The organism is Streptomyces sp. NPDC032161 (assembly GCF_040636995.1).
GTDB lineage: Bacteria > Actinomycetota > Actinomycetes > Streptomycetales > Streptomycetaceae > Streptomyces.
The window spans coordinates 134,305-160,851 of sequence record NZ_JBEZVN010000006.1 but is presented as its reverse complement, the minus strand read 5'-3'; the positions used below and the strand labels follow the sequence as shown (position 1 = coordinate 160,851).

Sequence of the window (26,547 nt, the reverse complement as noted above, 5' to 3'; positions counted from 1 at the left end):
AGGTTCCATGAAAGCCGCAGATGTGCCCTGGGTTCGGTGGAGCTGTCCGCATGGAATCGGACCACAGATTGGGAGATGAGGTGCCCCATGGCTGCAAGCTTCTCCGCTCAGCTGAGTCATTCGCGACCCATGAGTTGGGCGAGTAGTGCCACCACCGCAGTGGCTCCCACCAAGGCCGCGCCGACTTCGGGTGCATGCAGCGTCAGGGCAACGACAAGGACTCCGACCAGCAGGAGAACTACGAGGCGCAAGCTGATCTGTTCCATGAGGATCTACCTTCCGTATGGCACCGACTGGGTTGTGCATCCAGCGTGGGCACTTCCGGAACGGCCCTGACGGCTCAAGACGATCGCTGACAGCATCGGCCAAGAACAGCCGCTGTATGACACGCATGACAGATCCTGACGCCCGTGATTACAGGCGCCAATGCGCCACAGACGATGCAGAAGCACAGGAGGGGGCAGAGATAGTGGTCGCTCAGCCGTGGAAGAGGCCCGATCTGGCTGACCAGCCTGACCTGAAGAAGCTGAACGACGAGCTCCACGATCTGAGGCTGGACGCGGGTCTCCCGTCAGCCCGCGCTATTCGCGACCGCGTCGGGAAGGACGCGCAGGACTACTGGATCGTGAATCACCAAGCAGTGTTGGACACTTTCCAGAGGCCAGACCTACCGCCGTGGGGCCGCCTTGAGATGATTGTCCGTGTCCTGGCCGAATTCGCTCGACACAGCGACACAGACGGCGAAGTTGATCGTTTCAAGGCTCTGTGGAAGCAGGTCGTCAGGGAAACGGTCGCCCAAGCATCAGTACACGCTCCGGCAGATACCACAGGATCCGCCGGAGACGATGACGTGAACGACACGACTGCCCCTTCCCAGGGATCGCCGAAGCAGGACACCGGGGCCTCAAGTGGGCAGGCGGCACAAGAGCCACCAGCCGGCACGGAGACACCGACCAACGCCAGCAAAGACTCTGTGCAGTTCAACTACGCGCATGAGTCATTGAAGGGACTGATCCTGAACGCGGCGTAGGCTCTGTGGCACGACAAGGACGCATTAAGGGTGTTCCTCGGTGTAGTTCGCCGTAGTGAAGGCTTCGTCAGGATGGCTGACGCCGCGGAGGAGCAACGGCCTGCGAACGCGACGTTCTACGGCGTGAAGAGCAGAGAGTTCGAGGTGGACCGCTCCCCGGCGCGGCTGGAGTTGGTCACGCTGCATCGCCGCCTTGACGAACACAGGCTGAAGCGCAAGTGGTCCTTCACTGATATGGAGGAGCAGACCGGGATTTCGTCCGATGCATGGATCCGCTGGTACACCCACGACGAACTGCCCGAGCGAGAAGCACTTGTCGCGTTCTCCCACATGGCGAGCCTGACGCAAGAGGATCACGTGCTGTTGCTTGGCCTGTGGGACGCAGCCCATGAAGCGTTGGAAGTGCAGAAACGCTCTGCCTCATTGCCGTCCGACATCAGCTTCGATGAAGCGTGGACCATGCGTGATCCGACGGCACCGAGGTTGTGGGCGCTGGCGGGTGTCGGGGGCGACAACCTGGCCGCATATGGCCCTGATCTGGCCTCCGGCACTGCTCCCGCGTTCGTTGTGGCCGGGCCCGCGAAGTCAGGCCGCTCCACGGCACTGGTGAACATCGCACGCTCTCTCCTCGCATCTGGTGCCCAGCTCGTCTTAGCCACGCCCACGCCGTCGCCTCTCCGGGAATTGGCCGATCGGGACGGCGTGGTTGCTTGCTTCGATCAGGGCGACATCGGGCACGACGAACTTGAGGAGGCCCTGTCAGTGGCGTCCGCTGAGGAACCGGTCGTTGTCGTGATGGACGACGCGGAGGTCTTGGGCAAGTGCGATGCCCAGCGTGTGCTGCGGAACTTGCTAGAGCATGGGTTCGACGAGGGTACAGCGCTGGTCTTGGCCGGCGATGAAGACAAGCTCGGGCCGAGCTACCCCTGGCTGGGCAAAGCGAAGAGAGCCCACCGTGGCCTCCTGCTGTCGCCTCAGGAGCGGCGCGCTGGTGATTGGATCGGCATCAAGACGGGAGACTCCGTTGTCGGCCGCCCTCTCACTCCTGGCCGGGGCTGGCTCCACCTTGGGGACGGCAAGCTGATGGCAGTGACCGTGCCACGGTAAGGGCTGCCCCCTGGTTGCGCGGCGACTTTCCTCGCCCTCATAGCCCACGTCGGCTCGTCTTTCGGTGTCGTAGGCAGTGCGGATGAGGTAAATGATGAGGACGCAGGGCGAGGCGGAGAATCCTGCCTTGTTTGCGTCCACCCGTCGCGACTGGCGTGCCCGTCAGGTGTTCCACGGCGAGCCGTGCCCGCTGCAAGTGCTTGAACCCGTTTGCTGGCCCACCCAAGTCATCAAGTGCGCGCCCCGGCTGCGCATCGCAGGTGCCGGGACAGCAGAGCCCCGCTGATTGACGCCCAGAACGTATTCAGCACACATGAGGCCGGGAAGCGCCGTAAACCCACGAGAACTACGAAGGGGTGTTTTCCCAGCTCAGACACCTCAGCGCCGACGTTTCCGCAGGTCACAGCCCCGCCCCGAGAAAACTCCTAAAACGGGTGTCGCAGGTTCGAATCCTGCGGGGGCACAACGCGTTACCGCTCTGACCTGGGTTTTCTCCTCCAGGGGGCGCTTTAACCTGCTTCGGACTCTTCGTCCAGGCCGTTTGCGTGAGCGGATGGGAAGTTGACCTCCCGAATGTCGCCCGACGGATCGGCATCATGGCGTCTGCCAATGGGCCCGGGTCACGGGCCCATGTGGATGTGCGCAGCCCAGAGAGTCGGAAACCTGGGGTAGCGGTCTCGGGTCAGTCGGATCGCAGCGTGTACAGAGGCGCCAGTGCGGGTGGGATCGAAGTCGTCTGCGGCAAGTTGCGCGTAGACGCGTTCGGCGATCTCGACGGCGATACTGTCGTTGATCTGCCACAGCGTCCCGACAACCTGCGGAAATCCGGCGAGTTGGAACGCAGTGACGACGTGGAGGGACTCGTCGGCCAGGTCGCCCCTGGTCACGGCGGTACTGCAAGCGGAGAGATAGGCGAACTCGCATCTCTCCAGGCGCAGCCGGGAGATCTCCAGCACGTTGAGCGGGTTGACGGCATGGTCGTGGACCAGCAAGTGGCTGCGGTAGGGGTCGTCGGGATCCGCACCTGCGTGGCAGGCGAAATGCGCCCAGGGGTGGGTGGCGAGGCTGGCGAGCACGGCCTGGCAGGTTGCCTCCTCCCCGATCAGGCCCTCCACCATGGGAAAGAGCTGAGCCACGTGCTCGTACTCGGTCTGGGCACCCGGCAGGTCTCGTGCGCCTGGTGTATGCGGCATGGCAACCACCAGCACGCGCGGTGGGCCGGATTCGCCAGACGGAGTCTTCCGGCGGGCGTGCTGGGCCCTGGCATGGGACAGCGCACGCACGGTGGGCGCGTACGAGGACACCACTCTGTCCATGACCGTTCGGCGAGGCTCGCCCTCGGGGGGCGCCTGAAGGTGATGGCCGGCGGCGTGCAGCGGGAAGTGCGCCAGTGGGCCGCAGGGAATCCACCACATGCGCCGCGTGCCAGGTCCGCCCGACGGCTGGGTGAGGCCCAACAGGTCGAGAACGGGTTCGGCCACTCTGTCCCAGAGCCAAGGCAACGTGTCCTCTGCCATGACCCGTTCGGCCTCGATGCGTGCATCACGGGAGTTGCCGCTCCGCCTCAGGAGGTACCGCAGGTCACTGAGGCGATCGTGGACATCGTCGTGGTCGACATCCGGCAATTCGCATACCTGGGTGCCGTGGACGGTCAGAACGAGAGCGTCGCACCGGTACCGGCTGATGTTGACCATGACGATGGGGCCACTGTGGGCTTCGGCGGCAAGCTGAGCGGCGTGCGGGGGCAGCAAGAAGCGCTCCAGACCGGACAGTGTCCGGATCCGTGCGACCAGACCGTCCAGCTCCTGCGCCAGCTTGTGCCGGAGATCCGGATCGTCTTCGCCTCCAGAGACCTCGGTGCCGGCGATCAGGTCGGGGCCGGCGGTGGCGGAGTCGTCCAACCGGGCGCACAGGCGATCAAATCGATCCGCCAGGGCCGGTGCGCGTTCACGCAGCTCGGCGAGATCCGTTCGAGACTCCAGCGCCTGTGCCAGCAGCACACCCCGTCCCATTTCGAGTGCTTCGACTGCCCGGTCCGGCTGCCCAGCGGCAAGCGCGCATGCCGCCGCGTCGCTCGCCAGACGTGCGTACTCGGCCATCCATCGCGTCGCATCGGACCTCGGGAGGCCACGAGCGGCAAGGCGGGGCAACAGTTCCACGCCGAGCGCGAATCCACGCGCCGCCTGCTCGGGCTGGTCGATCGCCATCGCAAGCTCGCCCCATTGTCGGGCGGCAAACAGCCGGACCGCAGTCGGGGCGCTGCGCCTGGATGCTGCCGTTTCCAGGAGACCGATCGCCTCCTCAACTCGCCGATCGGTCTCGGCGGTGACATCGTGGACGCTCAGCGACAGTGCCAGATTAACCTCGCACTGCGCTCGGAAGGGGTGGTCCTCGGAGGTCCCATCGACGGCTGTGCGGCCCAACGAGATCGCCTCCTCCAGCAAGGACGTATCCCTCGGCTGCTCGAACTGCCCGAACTGCTCGAAATACGACCGCAAGGAGTTGCCGAGGTTCGTCAGCACGGCGGCTTGGTGGCGGCCGCCCGAGCCGGAGGCGAGATCCGTCATCTCGCGCTCGAACGCGATGGCGTGCCGCAGGCTGCCGAGGTCCTTGGTGTGGTGGGCCTTGGCCTTCAGCACGACGGCGAGATTCGCCAGGTACATCCATCGATTCGGGTGGTCGCCGGGCGTCGCCGCTACCGCTTCACTGCCTAGCGCGATCGCGCGGTCCAGGGCGTGAGTGTCTCCTGCCTGGTTGAACCGCTGGTTCAGCATCCCAACGAGGGTCGACCGGTACAGCGGTCCGTCGGGGTGTTCGGGGGACGTGAGGTCGACCACTGCGCTCGTGGCCTTGATGGCCTCGTCGAGCGCGGTCATGTCCCCGGTACGTTCGGAGAGCACGTGGAGCAGGTTGCCCATGTTGTACAGAGCGGTCTGCTGGACCGGCGTACCGCGTGGCGCCTCCCTTACCGCGCTACGCGACAAGGCGATGGCCTCGTTCAGGACCGACTGGTCGCCCGTGCGCTCGAACTGGTAGCGCAGCAGGATCGTGGAGTTCACGAGCGCCACCGACCGACCCCGGTCGGACTCCGGCACGGCCGCTAGCGCGGCAGTGCTCAGCCGGAGGGCCTCGTCCAGCAAGGCGCCGTCGTCCGTGCGCTCGTACAGCATCCGCAAGGAGTCGGCCAGCCCGCCCAAGGACACGTAGCGCTTGGGGTCAGCCTGTGACACCTCGCGGACGACCTCCCTGCCGACGTCGACTGCCTCCCGCAGGTGTCGAACATCACCTGTGCGATTGAAAAGCGCTCGGAGGGACTCGGCCAGGTTGTGCAAGGACATCGTCTGGTCCGTGCTGGTGATGGCGGGCTGCTTGGCCGCGCGACGGGCGACCGCGACAGCCTGCTGGATGTCAGCGAGCTCCCCCGTGTGCTCATACAGGCGCTGCCAGGCCGCCCCCAGGGTCCTCAGCCGGCCGGTGAGCAGGGCAGGATCCTCAGCAGCGTCAGCTACCGCGTTACGCGCGGAGCAGATCGTCAGCCGCGCGCTGTGCGCATCAGCTCCATCGTCGAGATGCAGCACCAGCGCCTGGAGCAGGTCCTCCCACGTCGCCTCGCCGTCCGGTCTCAAGGGTGCCCCGGGCGGTCGCGGCACCGGCTCCGGCAAGGGCAGCTCGGGCTTCAACAAACTCACGACGACGAGCAGTGCCGTGGCCGTCCGCACCTCTGGAAGCGCGCGCTTGTCGGCGAGAGCCAGCCCCCGCTGCCAGTGCAGCATCCCGACGAGGTGGCAGGTCTCCACAATGTCCTGCGTCCGGATTGTCCCGGCGAAGAGCTCCACCGCTTCGGTGAGGGCAGCAGTGTCGAGCAGGCCGTACGGACCGGCCGCCGCGTCGAGCCTTGACCGGACAGCCGCCGCCCACCTCTTCCGCATACGCCCCCAACGCCATTCGTGCGCCCCCGACTTCACAGTGCGCCTCTCAACATCACATTCGCGCGTGAACCATACGGCCCAGCACGTAACGTGACCACATGGCAGATCTGGTCGAGACCCTGTCCGACGTCATTCTGAAGTCCAGCGAGGCACTGCTCCGAGCACACGGCGCCTGTCCCCGGCCCCAGGTCCACATCCTGGCGGAGGACATGGACCAGCCCTACGTGGGCTTCGTCACCTGCCGGCTGTTCTACCGCGGCGATGACGCGGCGTCCGCACTCGCGAACCTGGGGCTGTTCCCCTCGGTCCTCATGGCGACGCGACTCCTCGTCGTCTGGGAGGACTGCGACCTGCGTACGGCATTGGAGCTACCGGGAGAGTCCTTCCCGACCGCCGTGGTCATCCTCGACGCCGGCCTAGATCAGCACACCCTGAACTGGCACCCTTTCGACATCGAGGTCGGGGGCACCAGCCCGCATGGCATACCCACGGTCACCCCACACTGGGGCACACCTGCCCGCTACGAGAGCGTGCCGCTGCTGGCGCCGATCGAGGAACTATTGGAGGTATGGCGGGAGTTCCGGCACGAGGACATCCAGGAGACGGCGATCAAGCTACAGGAGGCGGGATACGAATTCAGCATGATGCAACGGTGAGAGCGCGCTAGGCGTTCTCGGTACGCGGCTGCTGAGCCGCAGGACCGGACGGAGAGGCACCCGCGGGCCCCGGCGGCGGCTCCGGCGGCTCCTCGGGGGTGCCGGCTCCGCCTTGCGGTTGATAGCCACGCGGGTCACCAGGATCAGCCAGGAATGCCCGCTCCCACGGGGTCAGTTCCTCCTGCGGTGCTGTCATCTCGCCTCCCTGCGGAATGCTGTTCCGGGACCTTCACCATTTCCACCACGTCAACGTCGGCCATGCGCAGATAGATCCCGCCGGTGTGCTCCACCCTGGAGACGAAGGAGCCATCTGCAGTCATCCGGTACGACGCCTGCAGATACAGGTCGGCCTCCTGCGGATGACTCGAGGCGTACGACCGTGTACCGAACCAACCGCCCACCCAAGTGCCGTCCTTCAGCCGCGCCCGAACGAAACGCGGTCCGCTGTCGGAACTCGCGCCGAAAGCGTAGTCCCACGCCGTCGGCACCGGCCTGTACACGGAAGCGGCACGGCGCCGTTCCCGGTACGAGATCACCGCGGCGGTCGCAGCCGGTACGCCGAGAAAGAGCACCAGAGCCCACATGCCGACCGCCCGTGGGCTCTCCGCAGCCACCGCGCTCAAGCCAGACCGCTCGGCCCTGCGCCATGCCCGGACTAGGGCCGGTCCGGCGATGACTGCATACCCCCCGTTCAGAACGACGCTAGCGGTGATGGCGCGCAGCATCCGCTCGCCGAGCTGCGCCTCCGTGGCAACCGGACCCCGCCAGCGTTCACGCAGAAACTGATAGGTCAGCCCAGGCAGAACGAGCAACACAAGGGCCAGAAGTTGACTCGTCGTGGACGGTGGTTGCATACCTCCCCCTGCTCATCGAGCCCTCGAAGTCTCCCACAAAGATCACAGTTCCGGTCTGCCGTTGTCACCGTCACCCCGCCAGGGCCACGCGAATCGCGGCGACCCCAGCGATTCCCCCAGCCCAACATTTGGAAAGGATGTTGGCGTTGGCTCTTGGTACCGAGGCGTCCGCGTCATCGCTTGCCGGAATGGGCCCGACCGGCCGCCAGCTGCACCGTCGCCCCCAGGACGCGGGCGTCGTGCGTGCGCGATGCGTGAGCGGACTGTCCGGCACGAAGCGTCATGCGCAGGATCGAGTACACAGCTCGTGCGCCGCTGACCAGGGAAGACAGCACCACGGAACAGCGCCGAGCACCCCCCGGCAAGGATCCAATCCCGCTCCTAAAGCGGGTGTCGCAGGTTCGAATCCTGCCGGGGGCACAACGTATTAGCGCTCTGACCTGGGGTTTCTTCCCCAGGGAGGGTTCTTTTCGGCCTCGGACGTCCTCGTCCGGGGCCGTTTTGCGTGACCGGACAAAGATTTGATCACGACCCTGCGGGCAACCTGGGGCCAAGCAGGTCCAGGCACCTCGACGAGCTCCAGTGGCCATGCATCCCTCATGCTGTCTCCAGAGGGCTTGGACGTCCGGGTTGGGAAGCACGTGCATGGCTTTCCCGGATGACGCTGTCGCTGGCGCGCAAAGCCGCCCTCAGCTCTCGTCCTAGCCGGTCCGGGAGAGTCCCTGCTCCGAGAGCACAGGCACGCACCAATGCACGGCAGTCCCGTGCTTGCCGATCCGTAGCGATCGCGGTGAACAGGGGATGTGCCAAGTTCTCGCGTGCCGCGTAGCCGTCTTCCACGTCCGTCGCCCTGCGGTAAAGGTCTTCGACGATGCAACGCGCGCTAGGCGAATCGGCGGAATCGATAGCGTCAAGGACGGTAAGGCCGAGTCGGATATCGAAGACGATCAGCCCTGGTTCGGCCTGCCGCCCAAGGCACATGGCGGCCAGGTCCGTCAGGTGACCGCCGACCGGATGTCCGGCGTCGCGCCTGCCCAGGACGGTCAGGCATGCCGTGACGGCCTGCTCCCATGCATCGCCGGTCATCGTCTCGGCGAGGAGAGCAGAGGCATGTGCTGTATCACCCGTAACGAGGTAGGCGAGTACGGCCACCTGGCGCCTGTCGAGCATCCGCTTGCCCACGCCTCGTTGGGCTTCGACATGTGCCAGGGCCTCGGCCCAGCGTCCCTCGGTGGTAAGAGCGCGCGTGCCGTCGGCGAGGAGCACGCGCCACGGCCACGCGCCGACCTCGTGGCGGTCCTTGTCGTTCGCGGTGAGGTCCGCCGGCACCGCAACGCCTTCGAGCCGGGCAGGTGAGCCCGCCACAACAGCCGCGTACAGGTCGAGCAGCCGCTGACGGCCCACATCGGCGTGCCCGCCACGGATCTGGAGGCGGGCGAGGTTGACGAGAGGCTGCAGCCCGCGAATCGTGCTCATGCCGGGCAGGGGGCAGGCATGGAGATAGGCGGCGGCGTGCTGGTGGCATATCTCGCGGGCGAGGGCGGGAAGGCCGAGGTCGGAGGCGATGAGCGCGGCCTGGTTGTAGACAGAGGATGCAAGTCCCTGGTCGGCGTCTCCGAGGAAGGCCGTGAAGCCTCCGGGGGCGACGAGGGAATGACAGCCGACCGTTGGCGGTTCGTCGCCAAGAACTACACCTCCGACGCCACCGCGGACCTGCGGGCGATGCGCGGTACGCCCGTCCTGCTGGTTCTGGACGGTCACGACATCAACGTGGACGTCGCCGAGACGGAGCGGGCCTACCGCGCGATCCTCCCGCCCGACACCCTTGAGGTCCGGAACTTCCCGGACGCCACGCACTCCCTGGTGAGGCACGACATCGAGCGCTCCGACACCGCTCTCACCCTGACCGCGCTGTTCGCGCCCCGAGCCCTGTTCGCCGATGGAGTCCTCACCGGTCAGCGCCGCTTCCTGGAGCGTCTGTGACAGACGGATCGGACAGGGCAGCCGACGCAGGCGGAACAGCTGGGGCAGACGGAGCGACCGGAGCGGCCGGGCCGGATTGAACGGTCGGCGCAGACAGGGCAGGCGGAGCAGGGGCGGGGGCAGGCCGAACGGTCGGCGCAGACGGAACAGCGGCCGGAGCCCCGGGGGCCGCTCGATCGCTCAGGGCCCGTACCCACGCATACGTAGGCACGCCACCGTCCGCCACGGATCTGCCCACGGGAATGTCCGCCGCGGACCGGCCCACGCGGATGTCCGTCGCCGCGCGCACCGCCGCGCCGAGCGCCGTCCGGAACAGCAGCGATCCGAGACTCACCCGGCGTACGCCCAGATCACCGAGCTGGGAAACGGTCGGCCCGGAAGGGCTGTAGAGGATGTTGAGCGGCGCTTCGAGCCGCTTCACCAGAGTGGCGATCGCCACGGGGTCGGCCAGCCCCGGCACGAACACGCCGTCCGCGCCCGCCTGTTCGTACGCGTGGAGCCTGCGCTCGGTCTCCTCCGCTGCCCGGTCGACGCCCAACCAGTACGTGTCCGTACGGGCGTTGACGAAGAGCTCCGGCACGGCGGACTTCACCGCCGCGATCTTCGCCGTATGCACCCCCGTCGGAGCGAGTGTGCCGTCGGGAAGGCCGTCCTCCAGGTTGATGCCGACCGCCCCGGCGTCCGCCAGCTCGCGGGCCAGTTCGGCGACCTCGCCGGGCTCGTCGCCGAACCCGCCCTCCACGTCCACGGACAGCAGATACGGCTCCCGCCCCAGCCGCCGGGCCAGTAGCAGCGTCTCCGCCCGGGTCGCCCCGGTACCGTCCGGCACGCCCGCCGAGGCCGCCACTCCGAGACTGGTCGTCCCGATGGCCGGGAAGCCCTGCGCGGCGAGGGCGGACGCCGAGGCGTGGTCCCAGGCGTTGGGGATCAGGAGCGGCGATCCGGCCGCACGATGCAGTGCGGCGAAGGCCTCAAAGGGCTCAAAGGCGTCGACTGAGCGAGCGGACGGGACAGACGAGGCGGGCAGCGCGGACGAGACAGACAGGGCAGGCGGGACGGATGGAACGGACGAGACGGGCGAGGCGGACGGGTCAGGGCTGGGTGTCATGCCCCGACGCTAGGCCGGGAACGGTTCGGTGATGGCCGAACCGTCCCCGCTGTGCCCTCCGGCGGCGCGAGACATCGGCGTACCGGGCGCGGCCACGAACGAAAAGCCGTCGCGCCGGCATCCGGCTCAGCGCAGCTCGTCCGGGCACGGCGTACCGGGCAGCAGCTGGTAGGGCGCGGCCAACCGGTACACGCCCGGCCTCGGCGCGAGCAGTTCCGTCCACTCGTCGCCGTCCGCGTCCTCCTCGACCTTGGACAGGCAGCCGTTGGTGTTGACGAAGGTCCGGCGGCCGTTCTCGTCCGCGCGTCCCTTGGACTCCTCGGTCTCCTGGGGTCGCCCGACGCTCTTGCCCGTGTCGTCGACGAGGGCCAGCCAGCGCGAGTACGGAACACGGATCAGTATCCGACCGGGTGTCTTCACACGGATGGTCAGCTCCCCTGCGGCGGCCCGCTCGACCGTGGCCGGCGGATCGGCCAGCGGAACCGGGTCGTCGACCTCGAAGAGCCGCCAGTTGGCATCCGACCAGACCCGCTTCAGGTACGGCAGCCCCGCGTCGACCAGTTCCGCTTCCTGCACCGCACCGCTGGAATCCGGCGTCCCCTTGGGCAGCACCACGTAGTGCACGGCCCAGCGGTCGAGCCACTGCCGGTAATTGGCGCTGTTCAGGGTGTCGTCGTAGAAGAGCGGGTTGCGCTCCATGTCCGCCTGCCGGTTCCAACCCCGGGCCAGGTTCACGTACGGCGCGAGAGCGGACGCCTCCCGGTGGCTGCTCGCGGGCACGACCTCGACCCTTCCGCGCTCCGCCCCGACCTCCTGGAGCTGATGGACCAGCGGGGCCAGCTCGCGCGTCCAGGAGGCGGCCGGGGCGGTCCGTACGACGTCGTCGACGCTCTTGAACCCGATCCAGAAGTTCATCCCGACGAATGCGAGCACCAGCGCGTACCAGCGCCGGGAGCGCGGCTCGGTGTACGGCAGCGCGGCGAGCAGCGCCACACCGGCGAACAGCATCGCCATGCGGGTGATGTTCGACCCGATCTGCGAGTCGATCACATAGGTCAGCAGCGTCCCCACGCCGTACACGGCGGCCACGGCGCGGACCGTCTTCCAGTCGCGCGGCACGAGGACGAAGACGAGCACCGCGAAGAGGAAGGGGAGCGACAGCGTCGCCAGCGACATGGGCTGCGTGCCGGAGAACGGGAACAGCAGCGCCGACACGGCCACGACCACGACCGGTGCCAGCCCCAGGGCGTACGCACCGGGGCGTCGTTTGTTCAGGAAGAGCGCGGCGGCGACCATCCCGAGGAAGAGCCCGGCCACGGGGCTGCTGGCGGTCGCGAGCCCGGCGAGCGGGACGGCGACGGCGGCCTTCGCCCAACGCCGGTGCCGCCACCGGTACGGCCAGCAGAACACCGCGGCGACCGCGCCGACCGCGAACATCATGCCGAGCCCGAAGGTCACCCGCCCCGACACCGCGTTGCACACGTACGCGAACACTCCGGCGAAGGAGCAGGCCAACGGGTTGCGGACGGCCCGGACCCGGACCAGGACCAGCGCGGTCAGCCCGGCCGACACCGTCCCGGCGACCATCATCGTGGTGCGCACACCGAGCACCGACATCACGTACGGCGAGACCACGCTGTACGAGACGGGGTGCATGCCTCCGTACCAGGCGAGGTTGTACGCCGTACCGGGATGCCGGCCGACGAACTCGGCCCAGGCGTCCTGCGCCGCGAGGTCGCCGCCGCTGTTCGCGAAGAGGAAGAACCAGAGCACATGCGCGGCGCCCGCGACCAGAGTCGTCAGCAGGACCGGATGGCGGCGGCATCGCTCCCTGAAACGGCCCGCCCGGACCCGCTCCCCCGGTACGTCGGCCCGCGCGGAACCCTCGGCGGAGTCCGCACCGGCTGTAGGACGCTTCGCCCACGTGGGCTCAGCAGTGGTCACTGCGGCTCTCTCCCGTCCTCGCCCCGACGCGCCGGAACCGACGATCTGCTGTACGGGCGTCATTGCCGGAAGACGCGTCCTTCTGTCCCCTACGTTGCTCCGGGGACGCTAGCACGAGGGATTTCGCCCCGTCCGGACGGTTTCCGGCAAACAAGGGCGCTGCCCCTCGGCCGTACACCATGCCCCCGCAACGCCGTCGCGTTGCGGGGGCATGGGCACGGTCCTACGCCACTGCGCCGCCTCGCCGTCCGCCCGACCGGGACCGACCGGGACCGACCGGGATCGGCCGGGATCGGCCGGGATCGGCCGGGCGGACCAGCAGGGGAGCGGGACCGGCCGGACGAGCCCGACGGGACCGGGGCGGGTCAGCCGGGCCGCGTCAGCCGAGCGGGCCCGACCGACCCGGGTCAGCCGAGCCGGGTCAGCTTCTGGCCGAACGTCGGCTCCACCAGATCGCTCTGCAGTGCCACGGGCACCTTCACCTGGCTGGTGCCCTCACCCACGGTGAGCGTACCGACGCGAGTGCCTGCCGACGCCGAGTGCGGGATCGCCTTTCCGTCGTCGGTCAGTTCGATCTTGACCGTGAGGCCGGGCCAGCCGACCGCCGACACGTCCTTGGTCGCGATCACCGAGATGCTGCCGCCGAGTCCGTCGGAGACGGTGCCGACGACGTCACCCTTCTTCACGACCTTGGCGTTCTCCAGCAGGTCCTGGGTGGCCAGCATGGCTTCCTTGCTCACCGCGTTGACGGTGTCGATGATCGGGGGCTTGTGCTGCCCCAGCACAGCGCCGACGATCAGCTGATCGGTGTCGCCGACCATCTTGTGCGCGGCGAAGAGCAGGTTGCCTCCGGCCTTGGTGGTGGAGCCGGTCTTGATCCCGAGCGCGCCGTCGTACGGGACGAGGGTGTTGTAGTTCCGCCAGTTCTTGCCCGACGGGTCGGTCCACGACGGCAGCTTGGTGATGGCCATCAGCGCCGGGATCTCCACCAGCTTCTGCCCCAGCTTCACCTGGTCCTCGGCCGAACTGACCGTGGTCGCGGTGAGGCCGGACGGGTCGGTGTAAGTGGTGTTCTTCATGCCGAGCGACTTGGCGGTGTCGTTCATCTTCTTGACGAACGCCTCCTCGGAGCCCGCGTCCCAGCGCGCCAGCAGCCTCGCGATGTTGTTCGCGGAGGGAATCATGATCGCGGCAAGCGCCTCCTGCTCCGTGAGCGTGTCGCTGGCCTTCACCGTGTTGAGCGTCGACTCCCCTTCCGCGTCGAGCTTTCCGTCGGCCTCCGCCTTGGCGTCGACCTTGATGGAAGGGCCCTTTTCACCCTTCTTCAGCGGGTGGTCCTTGAGCACGATGTACGCCGTCATCGCCTTGGCCACGCTGCCGATCGGCACGGCCTTCTGCTCGCCGAACGAATCCACCTCGCCCAGCCCGGTGGCCGCCATGTAGCCCTGACCCTCGTCGGGCCACGGCAGGGACGGCTTGCTGCCCTTGAAGGTGTACGTCGGCTTCGCCGACATCTGGAGCTCGGGGTCCGGGAGCGGGCGCACCGTCTGCACGATCGCAAAGACGATCAGCAGGAGCAGGACCAGCGGCGTCCAGATCTTGACCCTGCGGACGGCTACGCGGACCGGCGTGTCCGGCGGCGGCGGCGTGTTCGTCAGCTCGGCCAGCAGGTCGAGCGGCGGCTTGGGCGGCATCGGCTGCTGCGTCGTCCGCTCGGCGGTGACGAACGAGGGCGCGGCGGGGCGTGCGCCGGGCGTCGCCACGGGGGCGGCCGCCGGTTCCTTCGCCGGTCGTATGTCGTCCTGCCGCAGGGGTACGAACTTGCTCGTCCGCTCGGCGTCGGACTCGGGCTTCGGCTCCGAGCCCGGCCTCGTCCTCGACGGGGGCGGGGTGACCTTCAGCGCGGTCGTCGGCTGGTCGACCCCGGCGGCGGGCGTCCTGAAGACGGCGGTCGGCTGATCGACCCCGCGCTCGTCGCCCTTGGCCTCCTTGTCGGCCGCCTTGGCGTTCTTGGCGTCCTTGTCGCCCTTGGTCTCCGTGTCGCCCCGGGGTGCTTCGTCGGCGTCGGCCTTGGAGTCCCCGGAGTTCCTGGAGCCCTTGTCCTCCTCTTCGGCCTCGCCGACAGCCTCGGAGTCGGCCTCGTCCGCCTCCGTACCCGCCGCGGGCCGGGAGTCGGGCTTCCCGGCCTCGGGTCCGGTCCCGGACTCGGACTTGGCCCCGGGCTCTGTCGTCCGCCCCGCATCCGCCCCTTCGGCGTCGTCCGCGTCGTCCACGTCGCCCTCGGCGGTCGTGTCCGTGCCGGCCTCGGCCGCGCCGGACCCCGCGTCCTTCCCTGAAGCCCCGGCAGCCTCGGAGTCGACCTCCTCGCCGTCCGTACGGTCCGCTCCCGCGTCCTCGGCCGCCGCGGGCTCCACGGCGTCGTCGCCGCTCCTCGGGCCCTCCTCCTTGGCCACCCAAGCCGCGACCGCCTCACGCAGCCGCGCGTCACCCGGCTCGGGCTTCACGGCGTCCGCGTCGGCAGCACCGTCGGAGCCCTTCGAACCCTCCCCAGCCGCCTGGCTCTCCGCGTCCTCCCGGCCCTCGGCAGCGCGCCCCGCCGCATCGGAGCCGTCAGGGACATCGGAGTCGTCGGTGTCGCCGTCGGAGCCGCCAGAGCCCTCGGTGCGTACCGACGACGGCGTACGGAAGACGGCCGTCGCCGTGTCCGCCTTGCCGTTCCCGGTGCCCTGGGCGTCCGCGCCCTCGTCCCCGCCGTCACCGTCGCCGGACGACCCGGTACGGAGGACGGCCGTCGCGGTGTCCGTGGCGCCGCCTCCCTCGCCCCCGGCGGACTCTTCGCGGAAGACGGCGAGCCGCGGATCACTCTCGCTCCGAGCCGTGCCCGACGACTTCTGCTGCTTCGACCTGTCGGGGGACTCGCCCGCCACCGATGCCTCCTCCATGCGCCGCGGGGTGGATTCCCGCGCTGTCCGAACCATCTACCAGTGTCCTGTGTGAACCACCGGCCTCGGCTGCTAGACGAGAACGACATACCTACTGGTTCCCATACAAAGCGCCCAGGCACTCTCGACAGACCAATGTGAGAGGGGTCACCCTGTCATTCATCCACGCGGGGAGGCATGGATGGGCAGGAGCCGCAGAACAATTCCGGAGGAGCTTCTGTTGCTCGCTCTGGACCCGGCCACGGGTACCACAGCGCAGCCGCAGTCGCTCGACCTCGGCCTCGCCGGAGCTCAGCTAGTGGAGCTGGCTCTGGCAGGACGGATAGCCCCTGACGGGGATCGTATCGCCGTGGTGATGCCGCGGCCGACAGGAGATCCGACTCTGGACTCCGCACTGGAACTGCTGCGCCGACGCGGCAGCCCGGTCCGGGCGGTCCACTGGATCGGCGGACCCCGGCTGGGGCTCCGTCAGATCTACCTCGCGCACCTGGAGCGGTGCGGCATGGTGCACGCCGTGGCGGGCCAGATGTGCGGAGTACTGCCGACGACTCGCTACCAGGCGACGGACACGGCAATCAGCCGGGACATCAGGGCCAGGCTGGACAGCGCGATCCGCACCGGCGTACCGCCGGACCCGCGGACCGCGGCGCTCGCCGCACTGGCCCACGCGGTCGGACTCGGCAAGCATCTGTACCCCGGGAACGAGGGGCGTTCATCCCGCTCCCGGCTCCGGGACCTGATCAGGCACGACCCGATGGGCGGACTCGTGGCGCACGCCGTGATGGACGTCCAGAACGGAGCGGTCGCGCAACCGCGCCGCACCCAGGCAGGCGGAATGCCGTTGCAACCGCAAGCACAGTCGCGTCGCGGCCGCATGGCGCACACCGCGGCCCGCTAGGACCGCACCGGCCCACGCACCGCACCACCGCTGCACACAAGCACCACATCACGCCACATCGCATGATGTCGCTCCACCGCGACAACCGGCAGCACCGCACAGCCACACCGGCACCACACCACCGCAGCACCTCACGACGTCAAAGCGCCGTACCACGGCAACACGTCGAACCCCAGAACCACCAGCACCATCAACGCCACGAGCAAGACGAACAGCACCACCCCCATCAGCACCATCAGCACCACGGGACCACCCCAACCGAACACCGCCGCACCGTCATCCCCAGGAGCCGGTCCGGGAGCCGCACCGAGCGCGGGGCAGCCGTCAACCACGGCTGCCCCGCGCACTCGTCTGTGTCCATTTCTCAGCGCACCCCCTGTCGGGGGTGGCAATCTGCTCAGCAGTAGATACGCACAGCTACTACGTACAGCTACATAGCCGGAGGTGCTGTTTCCGTGCCGTCCCACGTCAATCCCACCGTCAGGCGACGCCGGTTGGGCCAGGAATTGCGCCGACTGCGCGAACTCAAAGGCATGACGGCCGAGGAGGTGGCCGAACGGCTGCTGGTCTCCCAGTCGAAGATCAGCAGACTCGAGAACGGCCGCCGCTCCATCAGCCAGCGCGACGTCCGCGACCTCTGCGGAGTGTACGAGGTCGAGGACCACCGGATCGTCGAATCGCTCATGCAGATGGCCAAGGACTCGCGCCAGCAGGGCTGGTGGCACGCCTTCGGCGACATCCCGTACAGCGTCTACATCGGCCTGGAGACCGACGCCGAGTCCCTTCGCGTGTACGAACCCCAGGTGGTTCCGGGCCTGTTGCAGACCCGGGGCTACGCCGAGGCGCTGATCAGCGGCGCGTTGCCCGAGGCCCCGCCGAACGACATCGAGAAGCGCGTCACCGTCCGGGCCCGCCGCCAGGACCGGATCACCACGCCCGAGCAGCCCCTGCGACTGTGGGCGGTCATCGACGAGTCGGCGCTGCGCCGCATGGTCGGCGGCAAGCAGGTGATGATCGAGCAGCTGGAACAGCTGGTCGAGCTGTCGCACCTGCCGCATGTCACCGTGCAGGTGCTGCCGTTCGACATGGGCGCCCACCCCGGCATCAACGGGCAGTACGCCGTTCTGGAATTCCCGGACGCCGCGGATTCCAGCGTCGTCTACATCGAGGGCGTCACCAGCGATCTGTACCTGGAGAAGGCCCACGACGTACAGCGGTACAGCGTCATGTACGAACATCTGCGGGCGCAGTCGCTGAATGTGGAACAAAGCCGGATTTTCATCGGCGAGATCGCGAAGGAATACGCCCAGCGCACCGACCTCTGACAGGAGAACCAAAAAGTCCGTGATGCTGGAAATGACCCTATTTCTCGGGGCGGCGACGGCAAGGTACACCGCCACTGCCCCACGAGGGAAGACCTGGCTGGTACATACCACTAGGTCGAGTGAACGCCCCCTTCGCTCCAGGAGCTGGCCGAGTAGCGTCGATCACGCCAACGAAAAACGTTGACCGAAAACGTTGTTGGCGCCTTTCGCACGACCACACGACTCTCTGAAACTGAAGCGGAGTGAAAATGGCCATTCGTCAGGGTGCTACGGACAAGTGGACGAAGTCCTCGTATTCCGGGGGCAACGGCGCATGCGTCGAAGTCAGGTCGCCTTTCGCGCAGGCCGTCGGCGTACGCGATTCGAAGGCTCCCGAGGGCCCTTCGATCAACTTCGTCCCCGCCGCGTGGAACGCCTTCGTACGTGACATCGGCAAGGGCGCCGTCGACGCCTGATCGATGTCGTTCGGAGCCCGCGTCGCAGCACCGGTTCCGGTGCTGCCGGCAGCCCTCTCGACCGGTTCGCCGTCCTGGCCGAGAGGGCTCACCGCTCCACCGGGGCCTCGCCCCGGCGGCCGTGCCCCCACCGCCGGCCACCCGACGGCCACACCAACACTTCCCGCCGCACCCGGCCCCCGGCCGCCCCAAAGGGCTCGACTCGGTGCACGGCCGGACCGCCCCTCAGCGCAGCTGATCGACATACGCGTCCGTACCGGGCACGGTCGGAATGAACGGCGCCACCAACTCCACCCGCCCCAGCCCGGTTTCCGCGACAACCGCGTCGAGTCCGGAGAAGTGACCGTCCCAGCAGTCGCGCGGGTCCTCCTGGAGGAACCACAGCAGGGTCAGCCGGGTGTCGACGCCCTCGACCTGTTTCACATAGGCCATGCGGTCGCCGGGCAGCGGGGTGGGTCGGAAGACGGTCACCATCGCCGCCGGTGAACCCGCCAGCCGCTCCGGCAGGTGCCGCGAGCGCAGCCATTCCAGCAACTCCGCCCGCCGTCCCGCCTCTTCGGCGTCGACCACCTGGAGGACCAGGCCCCGATAGGGGTGGTCGAGCGCGTGGAAGTCCCGCGGCCCCACGGCACCGTCGCGGTAGACCGTCGCCTCGTGGTCCTGGAACGACGTGAAGACGTGCGTACGGTCGTGGTGGACCCGGCCGTCCCGGTTCAGCCGCTTGTTGATCGTGACGGTCCAGCGCATGTGGTCGTCGTAGCGCCCTTCCGTCACCCAGTACGTCGACAAGTAACAGCCGGCGCCGACCGGTTCGGCCACGGCGGACTTCTCCGGGTAGCGCATTTCCCGCAGTTCACGGGTGGCCACCCAGCGGCGGCCCGCGAACATCCAGGGCATCGCCATGGCGCCCGCGTAGTAGTGGTCGTCCTCGTACCAGCGGTTGTACGCGTACTCGTGGCCCGGGTGCGGCTCGACCAGGGTGATCAGCGCATGGCCGGGGCGGACTCCGTACGGTCCCGACGCGGCCAGTTCGGCATAGATGTCGCTGCGCGCCCCGTCGTCCACGCCGTCAACGACGCCATCGCCCGAGCCGCCACTCACGCCACCACTCATGCCATCGCTCATGCCGTCCCCACCTCCTTGTCCCTTCCGTGTCCCTTCCGTACTCCGCTACGGCGATCTACTCTGACGTTCCGTCAGATAATCCGCCAGAGCCGGGAGGACGACGATGCCGCTCACGGGGAAGACCGTCGTCGTGTCCGGAGTGGGCGCCGGGCTCGGACATCGCATCGCGGCGACGGTGGTACGGGACGGCGGCAACGCGGTCCTCGGGGCGCGCACCGGCGCGAACCTCGCCAGGTCGGCCGCGGAGATCGACCCGGAGGGCCGCCGTACCGCCCACCGGGCCACCGACATCACGGACGAGGCCCAGTGCGAGGCGCTCGCCGGGCTGGCGCTGGAGCGGTTCGGGCGACTCGACGCGGTGATCCACGTGGCGGCGCGCGACGACCACTTCGGCGGGGTCGAGGACGCCGACTTCGCCGCCTGGCGATCGGTGGTCGACGTCAATCTGCTCGGCACGCTGCGGATGACCCGCGCCTGCCTGCCCGGGCTCAAGGAGCGGGGCGGCTCGGTGGTCCTCATCGGCACACAGTCGTCGGTGGCCGCCCCGACCCAGGTGCGACAGACGGCGTACGCGGCCTCGAAGGGGGCGCTGACCTCGGCGATGTACTCCATGGCCCAGGAGTTCGGCCCGTACCGGATCCGGGTGAACACGGTGCTGCCCGGCTGGATGTGGGGCCCTCCGGTGCAGGCGTACGTACGGTTCGCGGCGCACTCCGAGGGCGTGCCCGAGGACGAGGTGCTCGGCCGGCTCACCGGGCGCATGGCCCTGCCGGACCTCGCCACGGACGGCGACGTCGCCGAGGCCGCCGCGTTCCTGGCCTCGGACCGGGCGAGAGCGATCACCGGGCAGTCGCTCCTGGTCAACGCGGGCGAGCTGATGCGGTAGCCGGTGGTGGGCAGCCGGCGGACGACGCCCGTGGTCGGCGGCCGGACCGCCACCGGATCCGCGGCACGTCACACGCGCGGTCGGCGGGTCGGACGTACGGGCAACGGTCCACGCGCGGATGGCCGGCCGGCCGCCGGAGGGTCAGAGGCGCGGGTAGCGGTTCAGCCAACCGCGCGCGGCAGCGGAGGGGCTGTGCAGGGCCGGCCCCTGGGTCATCTCCATCGCGAAGTCGTCGGCCAGCTCCAGGACGGTGGGCCGCCCCTCAAGTTCCGCGAGCCAGGCGGGCGGCAGTGCGGTCTCGCCGTGCAGCGCGCCGAGCAGCGCCCCGCACAGGGAGCCGGTGGCCGCGGAAGGACCGCCGTGGTTGACGGCCAGCCTCAGGCCGTGCCGTATGTCCTCGCTGACCAGGGCGCAGTACACGGCGGCGGCCAGCACGTCCTCCGCGGTGTCCGTGACGCCCAGCGACTCGATCAGCGCAGGGCCCGGTATGCCCTGGCACACCGTGCCGAGGGCCCGTTTCAGCGCCTCGGTGACGGGTTCGTGCCCCTGACGCTCCGCGAGCAGCGCCAGGGCTTGCTGGACGGAACCGTCCAGGGTCTCGCCCCGGGCCAGTCCGTGCATGATGACGGCGAGACCGCCCGCGGAGAGCAGGGCGGCCGGGTGGCCGTGGGTCTGGGCGGCGCATTCGACGGCCAATTGGAGGACGAGCTGGGACTCCCAGCCGACGAGCAGGCCGAACGGCGCGGACCGGGTGAGGGCCGCCGAATCCCGTGCGGTGGGGTTCTTGGGCTTGTCGAGCGTGCCCATGGTGGTGTCGCCCAGGCCGTTGAGGCAGGTACGGGCGGGGGCGCGCCGCGCGTACAGCCACTCCTGCCGGGCGAGCCAGCCGTTGTCCTCGCGCCGCTCGTCGGGCCCCCAGTCGTGCTGGGTGGCCGCCCACCGCAGATGGGCCCGGTGCACATCGGTGGGCGGGTGCCAGGCACCCGTGTCGCGCCGCACCTGGGCGCGGATCAGCCCGTCGACGGTGAACAGGCTGAGCTGGGTGACGGCGGTGACGGTACCGCGCCCGCCGTGCGCGGGCTCGAAGTCGGTGACGCCGTCGGCGCCGTGGGCGGCCCGGATCTCTTCGAGCGTGAGCCCGTGGACCCCGGCTCCCAGCGCGTCCCCGATGGCCCCGCCCAACAACGCGCCACGCACCCGGCTGCGGAAGTCCTGCTGCTCCACACGACCCCAGACAGCCGTGGTCCCTGTGCTCACCGCGCCCCTCCCCGTCGGGCAGCCCGCCTGTGACTGCGCAGCACTGTAATCGAACAGGAACGGCCGGTAGAGGGCGCCGATCTGGGTACGCGTGGGTATGTGGACGGACGTCCCGCAGGTCGTTTTTGACCGGCCGGACGGCTGCCCGGAGGCCTCTCGGACATGTCGGCCGGGCCGCGTTCGCGGGATGCGTCGCCGGGCGTCGAGGTACGTGCGCGGGTACGGATCGGGTCACCGTCGTCGTGCGGACCGCCCGTCGCCACGCTCCGGTTCCACGAGGAGCGCGGGCTCGTCCGGCACAGCGCCGGGCTCGTGCCTCAGCGGCTGGGGGGGCGAGCCGCGCCCCGGTGCGGGATGCGCGATGCTGGAGGCATGGACGCCGAGAACAGGGAGGCCGAGGGCATGGACATCGAGATCCTGGTCGTGCCGGACTGCCCGAACACCGGGCCCGCGGCCGAGCTGCTGCGTCAGGTGCTCGACGGCATGGGGCTGCACGACACCGGCTTCTCCACGCGGGTGATCGCGGACCGGGCGGAGGCCGAGGCGGTCGCGTTCACCGGCTCCCCCACCTTCCTGATCGACGGCCGCGACCCCTTTGCCGAGCCCGGCCGCACTCCGGGGCTCGCCTGTCGGCTGTACCGGGACCCGGACGGCTCGGGCCCGAGCGGGCTGCCCGGGGCCGACCGGCTGCGGCGGGCCCTGGCCCAGGCCCGGCCCCGGGACCTCAAAGGCTGACGGGACCCCCAGCGCCGACAGGGCCGACGGTCGCTCGTATCGGCCCGGCAGGCGCTCGTATCGGCCCGGCAGGCGCTCGTATCGGCCCTATGGCGGCTCGCCCCGTCTGATGGCCTCAGGGCCGGGCCGGAAGCGCCCGGCTCAGTCCGGCAGCACGGGCAGCAGTTCCGGGAGGTGGCCGTCGGACGCGGTGGCCGCCGCCACCCGTTCCTCGGGCACCTCGCCGTACAGCGTCGTACGCGGCTTCGCCGGGCGGCCGGCCAGTTCGGCGATGGCGACCAGGTCCTGGATCGACCGGTACGAGCCGTAACCCGACCCGGCCATACGGGAGATGGTTTCCTCCATCAGCGTGCCGCCGAGGTCGTTCGCGCCGGAGCGCAGCATCTCGGCCGCGCCCTCCGTGCCCAGCTTCACCCAACTGGTCTGGATGTTGGTGATGTGCGGGTGGAGCAGCAGCCGGGCCATGGCCGTGACGGCCCGGTTGTCGCGGTCGGTGGGGCCGGGGCGGGCGATGCCCGCCAGGTAGACCGGGGCGTTGGTGTGGATGAACGGGAGAGTGACGAATTCGGTGAACCCGCCGGTCTCCTGCTGGAGTTCGGCGAGGGTCCGCAGGTGGCCGAGCCAGTGCCGGGGCTGGTCGACGTGTCCGTACATCATGGTTGAGGAGGAGCGCAGGCCCACCTCGTGGGCGGTGCGGATGACCTCCAGCCAGGTGGCGGTGGGCAGCTTGCCCTTGGTGAGGACCCAACGGACCTCGTCGTCCAGGATCTCGGCCGCGGTGCCGGGGATCGAGCCGAGCCCGGCCTCCTTCGCGGCGATCAGCCAGTCGCGGATGGACATGCCGGTGCGGGTGGCCCCGTTGACGACCTCCATCGGGGAGAAGGCGTGCACGTGCATGCCGGGAACGCGTTCCCGCACCGCGCGGGCGATGTCGAAGTACGCGGTGCCGGGCAGGTCGGGATGGATGCCGCCCTGCATGCAGACCTCGACGGCGCCGACGTCCCACGCCTGCGCGGCCCGGTCCGCGACCTGGTCCAGGGAGAGGGTGTACGCGTCGGCGTCGGTGCGCCGCTGCGCGAAGGCGCAGAAACGGCAGCCGGTGTAGCAGACGTTGGTGAAGTTGATGTTCCTGGTGACGATGTACGTGACGTCGTCGCCGACGACGTCACGGCGTAGGGTGTCCGCGATCCGGCACAGTTCGTCGAGGGCCGGGCCGTCGGCGTGGAGCAGGGCGAGCGCCTGGTCGTCGGTGAGCCTCGTCGGGTCGGCGGCGGCCTGGCTCAGCGCCTCGCGCACGTCGGTGTCGATGCGGGACGGGACCATGCCGGGGGCTGCGGCCTCGCGCAGCGCGTCCCAGTCCCCGTACACCTCGTCGAAGTCCTCGCGACGGTCGCCGGTGCGGCCCTCGGTGTCGATGGTGCGGTGCAGGTCGGTGCGGCCGGTGGCGCCGAACTCCTCGTCGGGTTCCTGCCAGGGCAGTCCGGACGGGATCGCGCCCTCCTTCGCCAGCCCAGTCTCCGGGTCGGCGAGGGCGCGGACGTGCGGGAGCAGGCGCGGGTCGAGCCAGGGTTCGCCGCGCCGGATGAACTCCGGGTAGATGGTGAGACGTTCGCGCAGCGTGAAGCCCGACTCGGCGGTCCTGGCGGCGAGTTCGTCGATGTGCGGCCAGGGGCGTTCGGGGTTGACATGGTCGGGGGTGAGCGGGGAGACGCCGCCCCAGTCGTCGATGCCCGCGCCGATGAGCAGCGCGTACTCGGCGTCGACGAGATTGGGCGGGGCCTGGATGCGGGCGGACGGGCCGAGGATGTGCCGGGCGACGGCGATGGCCGCGGCGAGTTCCTCCAGCTCGGCGTCGGGCATGCCGCGCATCGCTGTGTCCGGCTTGGCGCGGAAGTTCTGGACGATGACTTCCTGGACGCCGTGGTAGGCGCGGGCGATCCGGCGGAGCTCGAAGAGGGCGCCGGCGCGTTCCTCGTACGTCTCGCCGATGCCGATCAGGACGCCGGTGGTGAACGGGACGTTGGAGCGGCCCGCGTCCTCCAGGACGCGCAGGCGCACGGCGGGTTCCTTGTCCGGGGAGCCGTGGTGCGGGCCGCCCGGCTCGGACCACAGGCGGGTCGCGGTCGTCTCCAGCATCATGCCCATGGAGGGGGCGACCGGCTTGAGGCGCTGGAGGTCGGTCCAGGTCAGCACGCCGGGGTTGAGGTGCGGCAGGAGGCCGGTCTCCTCCAGGACCCGGATCGCCATGGCACGTACGTAGGCGAGGGTGTCGTCGTATCCCTCGGCCTCCAGCCACTCCCGGGCCTCGGGCCAGCGGTCCTCGGGCCGGTCGCCGAGCGTGAACAGCGCTTCCTTGCAGCCCAGGGCCGCGCCCTCACGGGCGATGGCCAGCACCTCGTCGGGCGACAGGAACATCCCGTGGCCGGCGCGCCGGAGCTTGCCGGGGACGGTGACGAACGTGCAGTAGTGGCACCTGTCGCGGCAGAGCCGGGTCAGCGGGATGAAGACCTTGCGCGAGTACGTGATCACCCCGGGCCGTCCGGCGGCTTCGAGACCGGCGTCGCGCACCCGGGCCGCCGACGCGGCCAGATCCGTCAGGTCGTCGCCCCGTGCCTGGAGCAGCACCGCGGCCTCGGTGACGTCGAGGGCGACGCCGTCACGGGCGCGCTTCAGGGCGCGCCGCATGGCGTTGGTGGTCGGGCGTCCGCTCTGGGGATCGGTCATGGACCGAGCATACGAGCGAGAGCCGCGCCCCGGACCAGGGCCTCGGCGGGGCGGGTTCCCGGCCGGGCGGGCTCCCGACGGGGGTGGGCACCGGGGCCCGGCACCGTGAAGCACCCCGCGGAGCACACCGTAAAACCGGTGGCCCGGGAACCGGGCGCGTTGTTACCGTGCTCGGACCCGCCACGGTGTCGACCGTGGATGACCTGTGGGCGCTTGCCCTGGAAAGTAGTTGATGTATGCCCCGGCCAGTGGTTCCGAGCCTCCCTCGTCGCGCTCCCAGGGCGTCGGGGCGACCGGACCCGCGCGTGCCCGCGCTCCCGCGGCACCTCGCGGCATCCCACTGACACACGGCCTGACACACGGTCCCGCTGACGCGAGGTCCTCGGCACGAGGCCCCGCCGACACGCGGTGACGTCGGCACGCGATCCCACTGATACGTGGCTTCGCTTCTGCACGGTTTCGCTTCTGCGCGGTTTCGCTTCGCTCCCGTGCGCCGACACGTCCTGCCGTGCGGATGTCGTGGTTCTCCGGTTCCATGCCCCGCGAGGGCGACTCGGTCCTTCCCTGCTGCATTGCTCATCCTCTTCGGCAAGGAGAACACCGGGTGTCCACCAAGCATCCCCGCCACCGCTCGTCGACGTCTTCCACTTCCTCCACCTCCTCCTCGTCCACGCCCGTCCCGCACGGTCACGGCGCCGGTGCCGTCCTGAGAACCGGCACCTTCACCTGCCTGTGGTGCGGACTGACCATCGCCACGCTCGCCCCGGACGGCAACCGCCGCAACCACTGCCCCAGCTGCCTGCACTCGCAGCACTGCCTCGACCACGTCGAGGGCGGACCGTCCGACTGCGGGGGCCGCATGACCCCGATCTCCATCGCGGTACTGCGCACCGGCGACTGGATGGTCATCCACCGCTGCACCCGCTGCGACGAGCTGACCTCCAACCCGGTCTGCGGGGACGACAACCAGCTCATCCTGATGCGGATGGCCGTGCGCCCGCTGGCCCAACCGCCCTTCCCGCTCGAAGCGTTCGGTGACCTGTGACCGCCCGGCCGCTACCGAGGAGAGGACGGAGGTCCCGCCATGCCACGACGTAGACCGCGCCGATCGGCCCATCACCGGCCACAGCGCCGCAAGGACGTCCTGCACGGCCCGGACGGCGCCCGGGGCGACGCGTTCCGCTGCGTCGGCTGCCGGCTCGACGTGCCGCTGAGCGCACCGGGCACCGCCCACCGCAACCACTGCCCGCACTGCCTGACCAGCCTGCACGTCGACCGTCGGATACCGGGCGACCGGGCGTCGGAGTGCCGCGGCAGGATGGCGGCGCTGAGCCTGTCCGTCCGCCCGGACGGGGAGTGGGCGCTCATCCACGAGTGCCTGTCCTGCGGCGAGCTGAGCGCCAACCGCATCGCGGGGGACGACAACGCCCTCGCGCTGATGCGGATGGCGGTGCGCCCCCTGGCGGGCACCGCCGTCCCCGTACGGGCCCTGCTCGTGCTGTGACGCGGACCGGCCCCGGTCGCCGCCGCCCGACAGGGGACGGTGGCGGCGACCGGGGCCGGAGGGCACACCTCGCCACGACGGCCGC

At 69.5% G+C, this 26,547-nt stretch carries 20 protein-coding genes and 1 pseudogene; 11 read left to right on the top strand and 10 right to left on the bottom strand.

Annotated features, from left to right (window positions below):
- Nucleotides 1-116: 116 nt before the first annotated feature.
- On the bottom strand, nt 117-266 hold the full coding sequence (locus AB0E67_RS16735) for a hypothetical protein (protein WP_362026828.1): 150 nt from the start codon (nt 264-266) through the stop codon (nt 117-119).
- 125 nt (nt 267-391) lie between these two features.
- On the opposite strand from AB0E67_RS16735, the gene AB0E67_RS16730 reads away from it, so the two are divergent.
- On the top strand, nt 392-1,030 hold the full coding sequence (locus tag AB0E67_RS16730) for a hypothetical protein (RefSeq protein ID WP_362026825.1): 639 nt from the start codon (nt 392-394) through the stop codon (nt 1,028-1,030).
- Nucleotides 1,031-1,060: 30 nt separating this feature from the next.
- The gene (locus tag AB0E67_RS16725) at nt 1,061-2,137 is read left to right on the top strand and encodes a hypothetical protein (protein ID WP_362026822.1); all 1,077 of its coding nucleotides are present in this window, start codon (nt 1,061-1,063) and stop codon (nt 2,135-2,137) included.
- 620 nt (nt 2,138-2,757) lie between these two features.
- Here the strand turns inward: AB0E67_RS16725 and AB0E67_RS16720 are convergent.
- Nucleotides 2,758-5,973: a CHAT domain-containing protein gene (locus AB0E67_RS16720; protein ID WP_362026819.1), complete on the bottom strand. Its 3,216-nt coding sequence runs from the start codon at nt 5,971-5,973 to the stop codon at nt 2,758-2,760.
- A gap of 191 nt (nt 5,974-6,164) precedes the next feature.
- Here AB0E67_RS16720 and AB0E67_RS16715 point away from each other — a divergent pair, with 191 nt between their 5' ends.
- Entirely contained in the window at nt 6,165-6,722 is a 558-nt protein-coding gene (locus AB0E67_RS16715; protein WP_362026816.1) for a hypothetical protein, read from the top strand.
- Nucleotides 6,723-6,865: 143 nt separating this feature from the next.
- Here the strand turns inward: AB0E67_RS16715 and AB0E67_RS16710 are convergent, their stop codons facing one another.
- Nucleotides 6,866-7,576, bottom strand: coding sequence for a DUF6338 family protein (locus tag AB0E67_RS16710; protein WP_362026813.1), 711 nt, complete (start codon nt 7,574-7,576; stop codon nt 6,866-6,868).
- A 597-nt stretch (nt 7,577-8,173) separates the two neighbouring features.
- Nucleotides 8,174-9,187 (bottom strand): annotated as a pseudogene (locus AB0E67_RS16705) (hypothetical protein); the annotation flags it as partial.
- Here AB0E67_RS16705 and AB0E67_RS16700 point away from each other — a divergent pair.
- A complete protein-coding gene (locus AB0E67_RS16700) occupies nt 9,071-9,559 on the top strand; it encodes a hypothetical protein (RefSeq protein ID WP_362027098.1) in 489 nt (162 codons plus the stop codon). The pseudogene AB0E67_RS16705 and the gene AB0E67_RS16700 overlap by 117 nt on opposite strands.
- Here the strand turns inward: AB0E67_RS16700 and AB0E67_RS16695 are convergent.
- The 3 genes from AB0E67_RS16695 to AB0E67_RS16685 form a co-directional block, all read right to left on the bottom strand.
- Nucleotides 9,525-10,667 carry an isocitrate lyase/phosphoenolpyruvate mutase family protein gene (locus AB0E67_RS16695; RefSeq protein ID WP_362026810.1) on the bottom strand — a complete coding sequence of 381 codons (1,143 nt, stop codon included), beginning with the start codon at nt 10,665-10,667 and terminating at the stop codon, nt 9,525-9,527. The genes AB0E67_RS16700 and AB0E67_RS16695 overlap by 35 nt on opposite strands.
- Nucleotides 10,668-10,793: 126 nt before the next feature.
- A complete protein-coding gene (locus AB0E67_RS16690; RefSeq protein ID WP_362026807.1) occupies nt 10,794-12,611 on the bottom strand; it encodes an MFS transporter in 1,818 nt (605 codons plus the stop codon).
- 407 nt (nt 12,612-13,018) lie between these two features.
- Nucleotides 13,019-15,589, bottom strand: a complete 2,571-nt coding sequence (locus AB0E67_RS16685) for a D-alanyl-D-alanine carboxypeptidase (RefSeq protein WP_362026804.1) — start codon at nt 15,587-15,589, stop codon at nt 13,019-13,021.
- A 145-nt stretch (nt 15,590-15,734) separates the two neighbouring features.
- On the opposite strand from AB0E67_RS16685, the gene AB0E67_RS16680 reads away from it, so the two are divergent.
- The 3 genes from AB0E67_RS16680 to AB0E67_RS16670 all read left to right on the top strand — a co-directional run bounded on the left by AB0E67_RS16680 (nt 15,735) and on the right by AB0E67_RS16670 (nt 18,231).
- Nucleotides 15,735-16,451, top strand: a complete 717-nt coding sequence (locus AB0E67_RS16680; protein WP_073787079.1) for a GPP34 family phosphoprotein — start codon at nt 15,735-15,737, stop codon at nt 16,449-16,451.
- Nucleotides 16,452-16,906: 455 nt separating this feature from the next.
- On the top strand, nt 16,907-17,776 hold the full coding sequence (locus AB0E67_RS16675; RefSeq protein WP_362026800.1) for a helix-turn-helix transcriptional regulator: 870 nt from the start codon (nt 16,907-16,909) through the stop codon (nt 17,774-17,776).
- A gap of 248 nt (nt 17,777-18,024) precedes the next feature.
- The gene (locus tag AB0E67_RS16670) at nt 18,025-18,231 is read left to right on the top strand and encodes a DUF397 domain-containing protein (protein ID WP_362026797.1); all 207 of its coding nucleotides are present in this window, start codon (nt 18,025-18,027) and stop codon (nt 18,229-18,231) included.
- Nucleotides 18,232-18,456: 225 nt separating this feature from the next.
- Here the strand turns inward: AB0E67_RS16670 and AB0E67_RS16665 are convergent, their stop codons facing one another.
- A complete protein-coding gene (locus AB0E67_RS16665) occupies nt 18,457-19,344 on the bottom strand; it encodes a hypothetical protein (protein WP_362027078.1) in 888 nt (295 codons plus the stop codon).
- A gap of 115 nt (nt 19,345-19,459) precedes the next feature.
- Between AB0E67_RS16665 and AB0E67_RS16660 the strand changes: the two genes are divergently transcribed.
- Nucleotides 19,460-20,242, top strand: a complete 783-nt coding sequence (locus AB0E67_RS16660; protein ID WP_362026794.1) for an SDR family oxidoreductase — start codon at nt 19,460-19,462, stop codon at nt 20,240-20,242.
- 141 nt (nt 20,243-20,383) lie between these two features.
- Here AB0E67_RS16660 and AB0E67_RS16655 read toward each other — a convergent pair whose 3' ends face one another.
- Nucleotides 20,384-21,499, bottom strand: coding sequence for an ADP-ribosylglycohydrolase family protein (locus AB0E67_RS16655; protein ID WP_362026791.1), 1,116 nt, complete (start codon nt 21,497-21,499; stop codon nt 20,384-20,386).
- Between the two features lie 372 nt (nt 21,500-21,871).
- Between AB0E67_RS16655 and AB0E67_RS16650 the strand changes: the two genes are divergently transcribed.
- Nucleotides 21,872-22,234, top strand: coding sequence for a hypothetical protein (locus tag AB0E67_RS16650; RefSeq protein ID WP_362026788.1), 363 nt, complete (start codon nt 21,872-21,874; stop codon nt 22,232-22,234).
- A 141-nt stretch (nt 22,235-22,375) separates the two neighbouring features.
- On the opposite strand, the gene AB0E67_RS16645 is transcribed toward AB0E67_RS16650, so the two are convergent.
- Nucleotides 22,376-24,958, bottom strand: a complete 2,583-nt coding sequence (locus AB0E67_RS16645; RefSeq protein WP_362026785.1) for a bifunctional FO biosynthesis protein CofGH — start codon at nt 24,956-24,958, stop codon at nt 22,376-22,378.
- 706 nt (nt 24,959-25,664) lie between these two features.
- Between AB0E67_RS16645 and AB0E67_RS16640 the strand changes: the two genes are divergently transcribed.
- Entirely contained in the window at nt 25,665-26,003 is a 339-nt protein-coding gene (locus AB0E67_RS16640) for an RNHCP domain-containing protein (RefSeq protein ID WP_362027075.1), read from the top strand.
- Nucleotides 26,004-26,042: 39 nt separating this feature from the next.
- Nucleotides 26,043-26,462 carry an RNHCP domain-containing protein gene (locus AB0E67_RS16635; protein ID WP_362026782.1) on the top strand — a complete coding sequence of 140 codons (420 nt, stop codon included), beginning with the start codon at nt 26,043-26,045 and terminating at the stop codon, nt 26,460-26,462.
- The last annotated feature ends 85 nt before the right edge of the window (nt 26,463-26,547 follow it).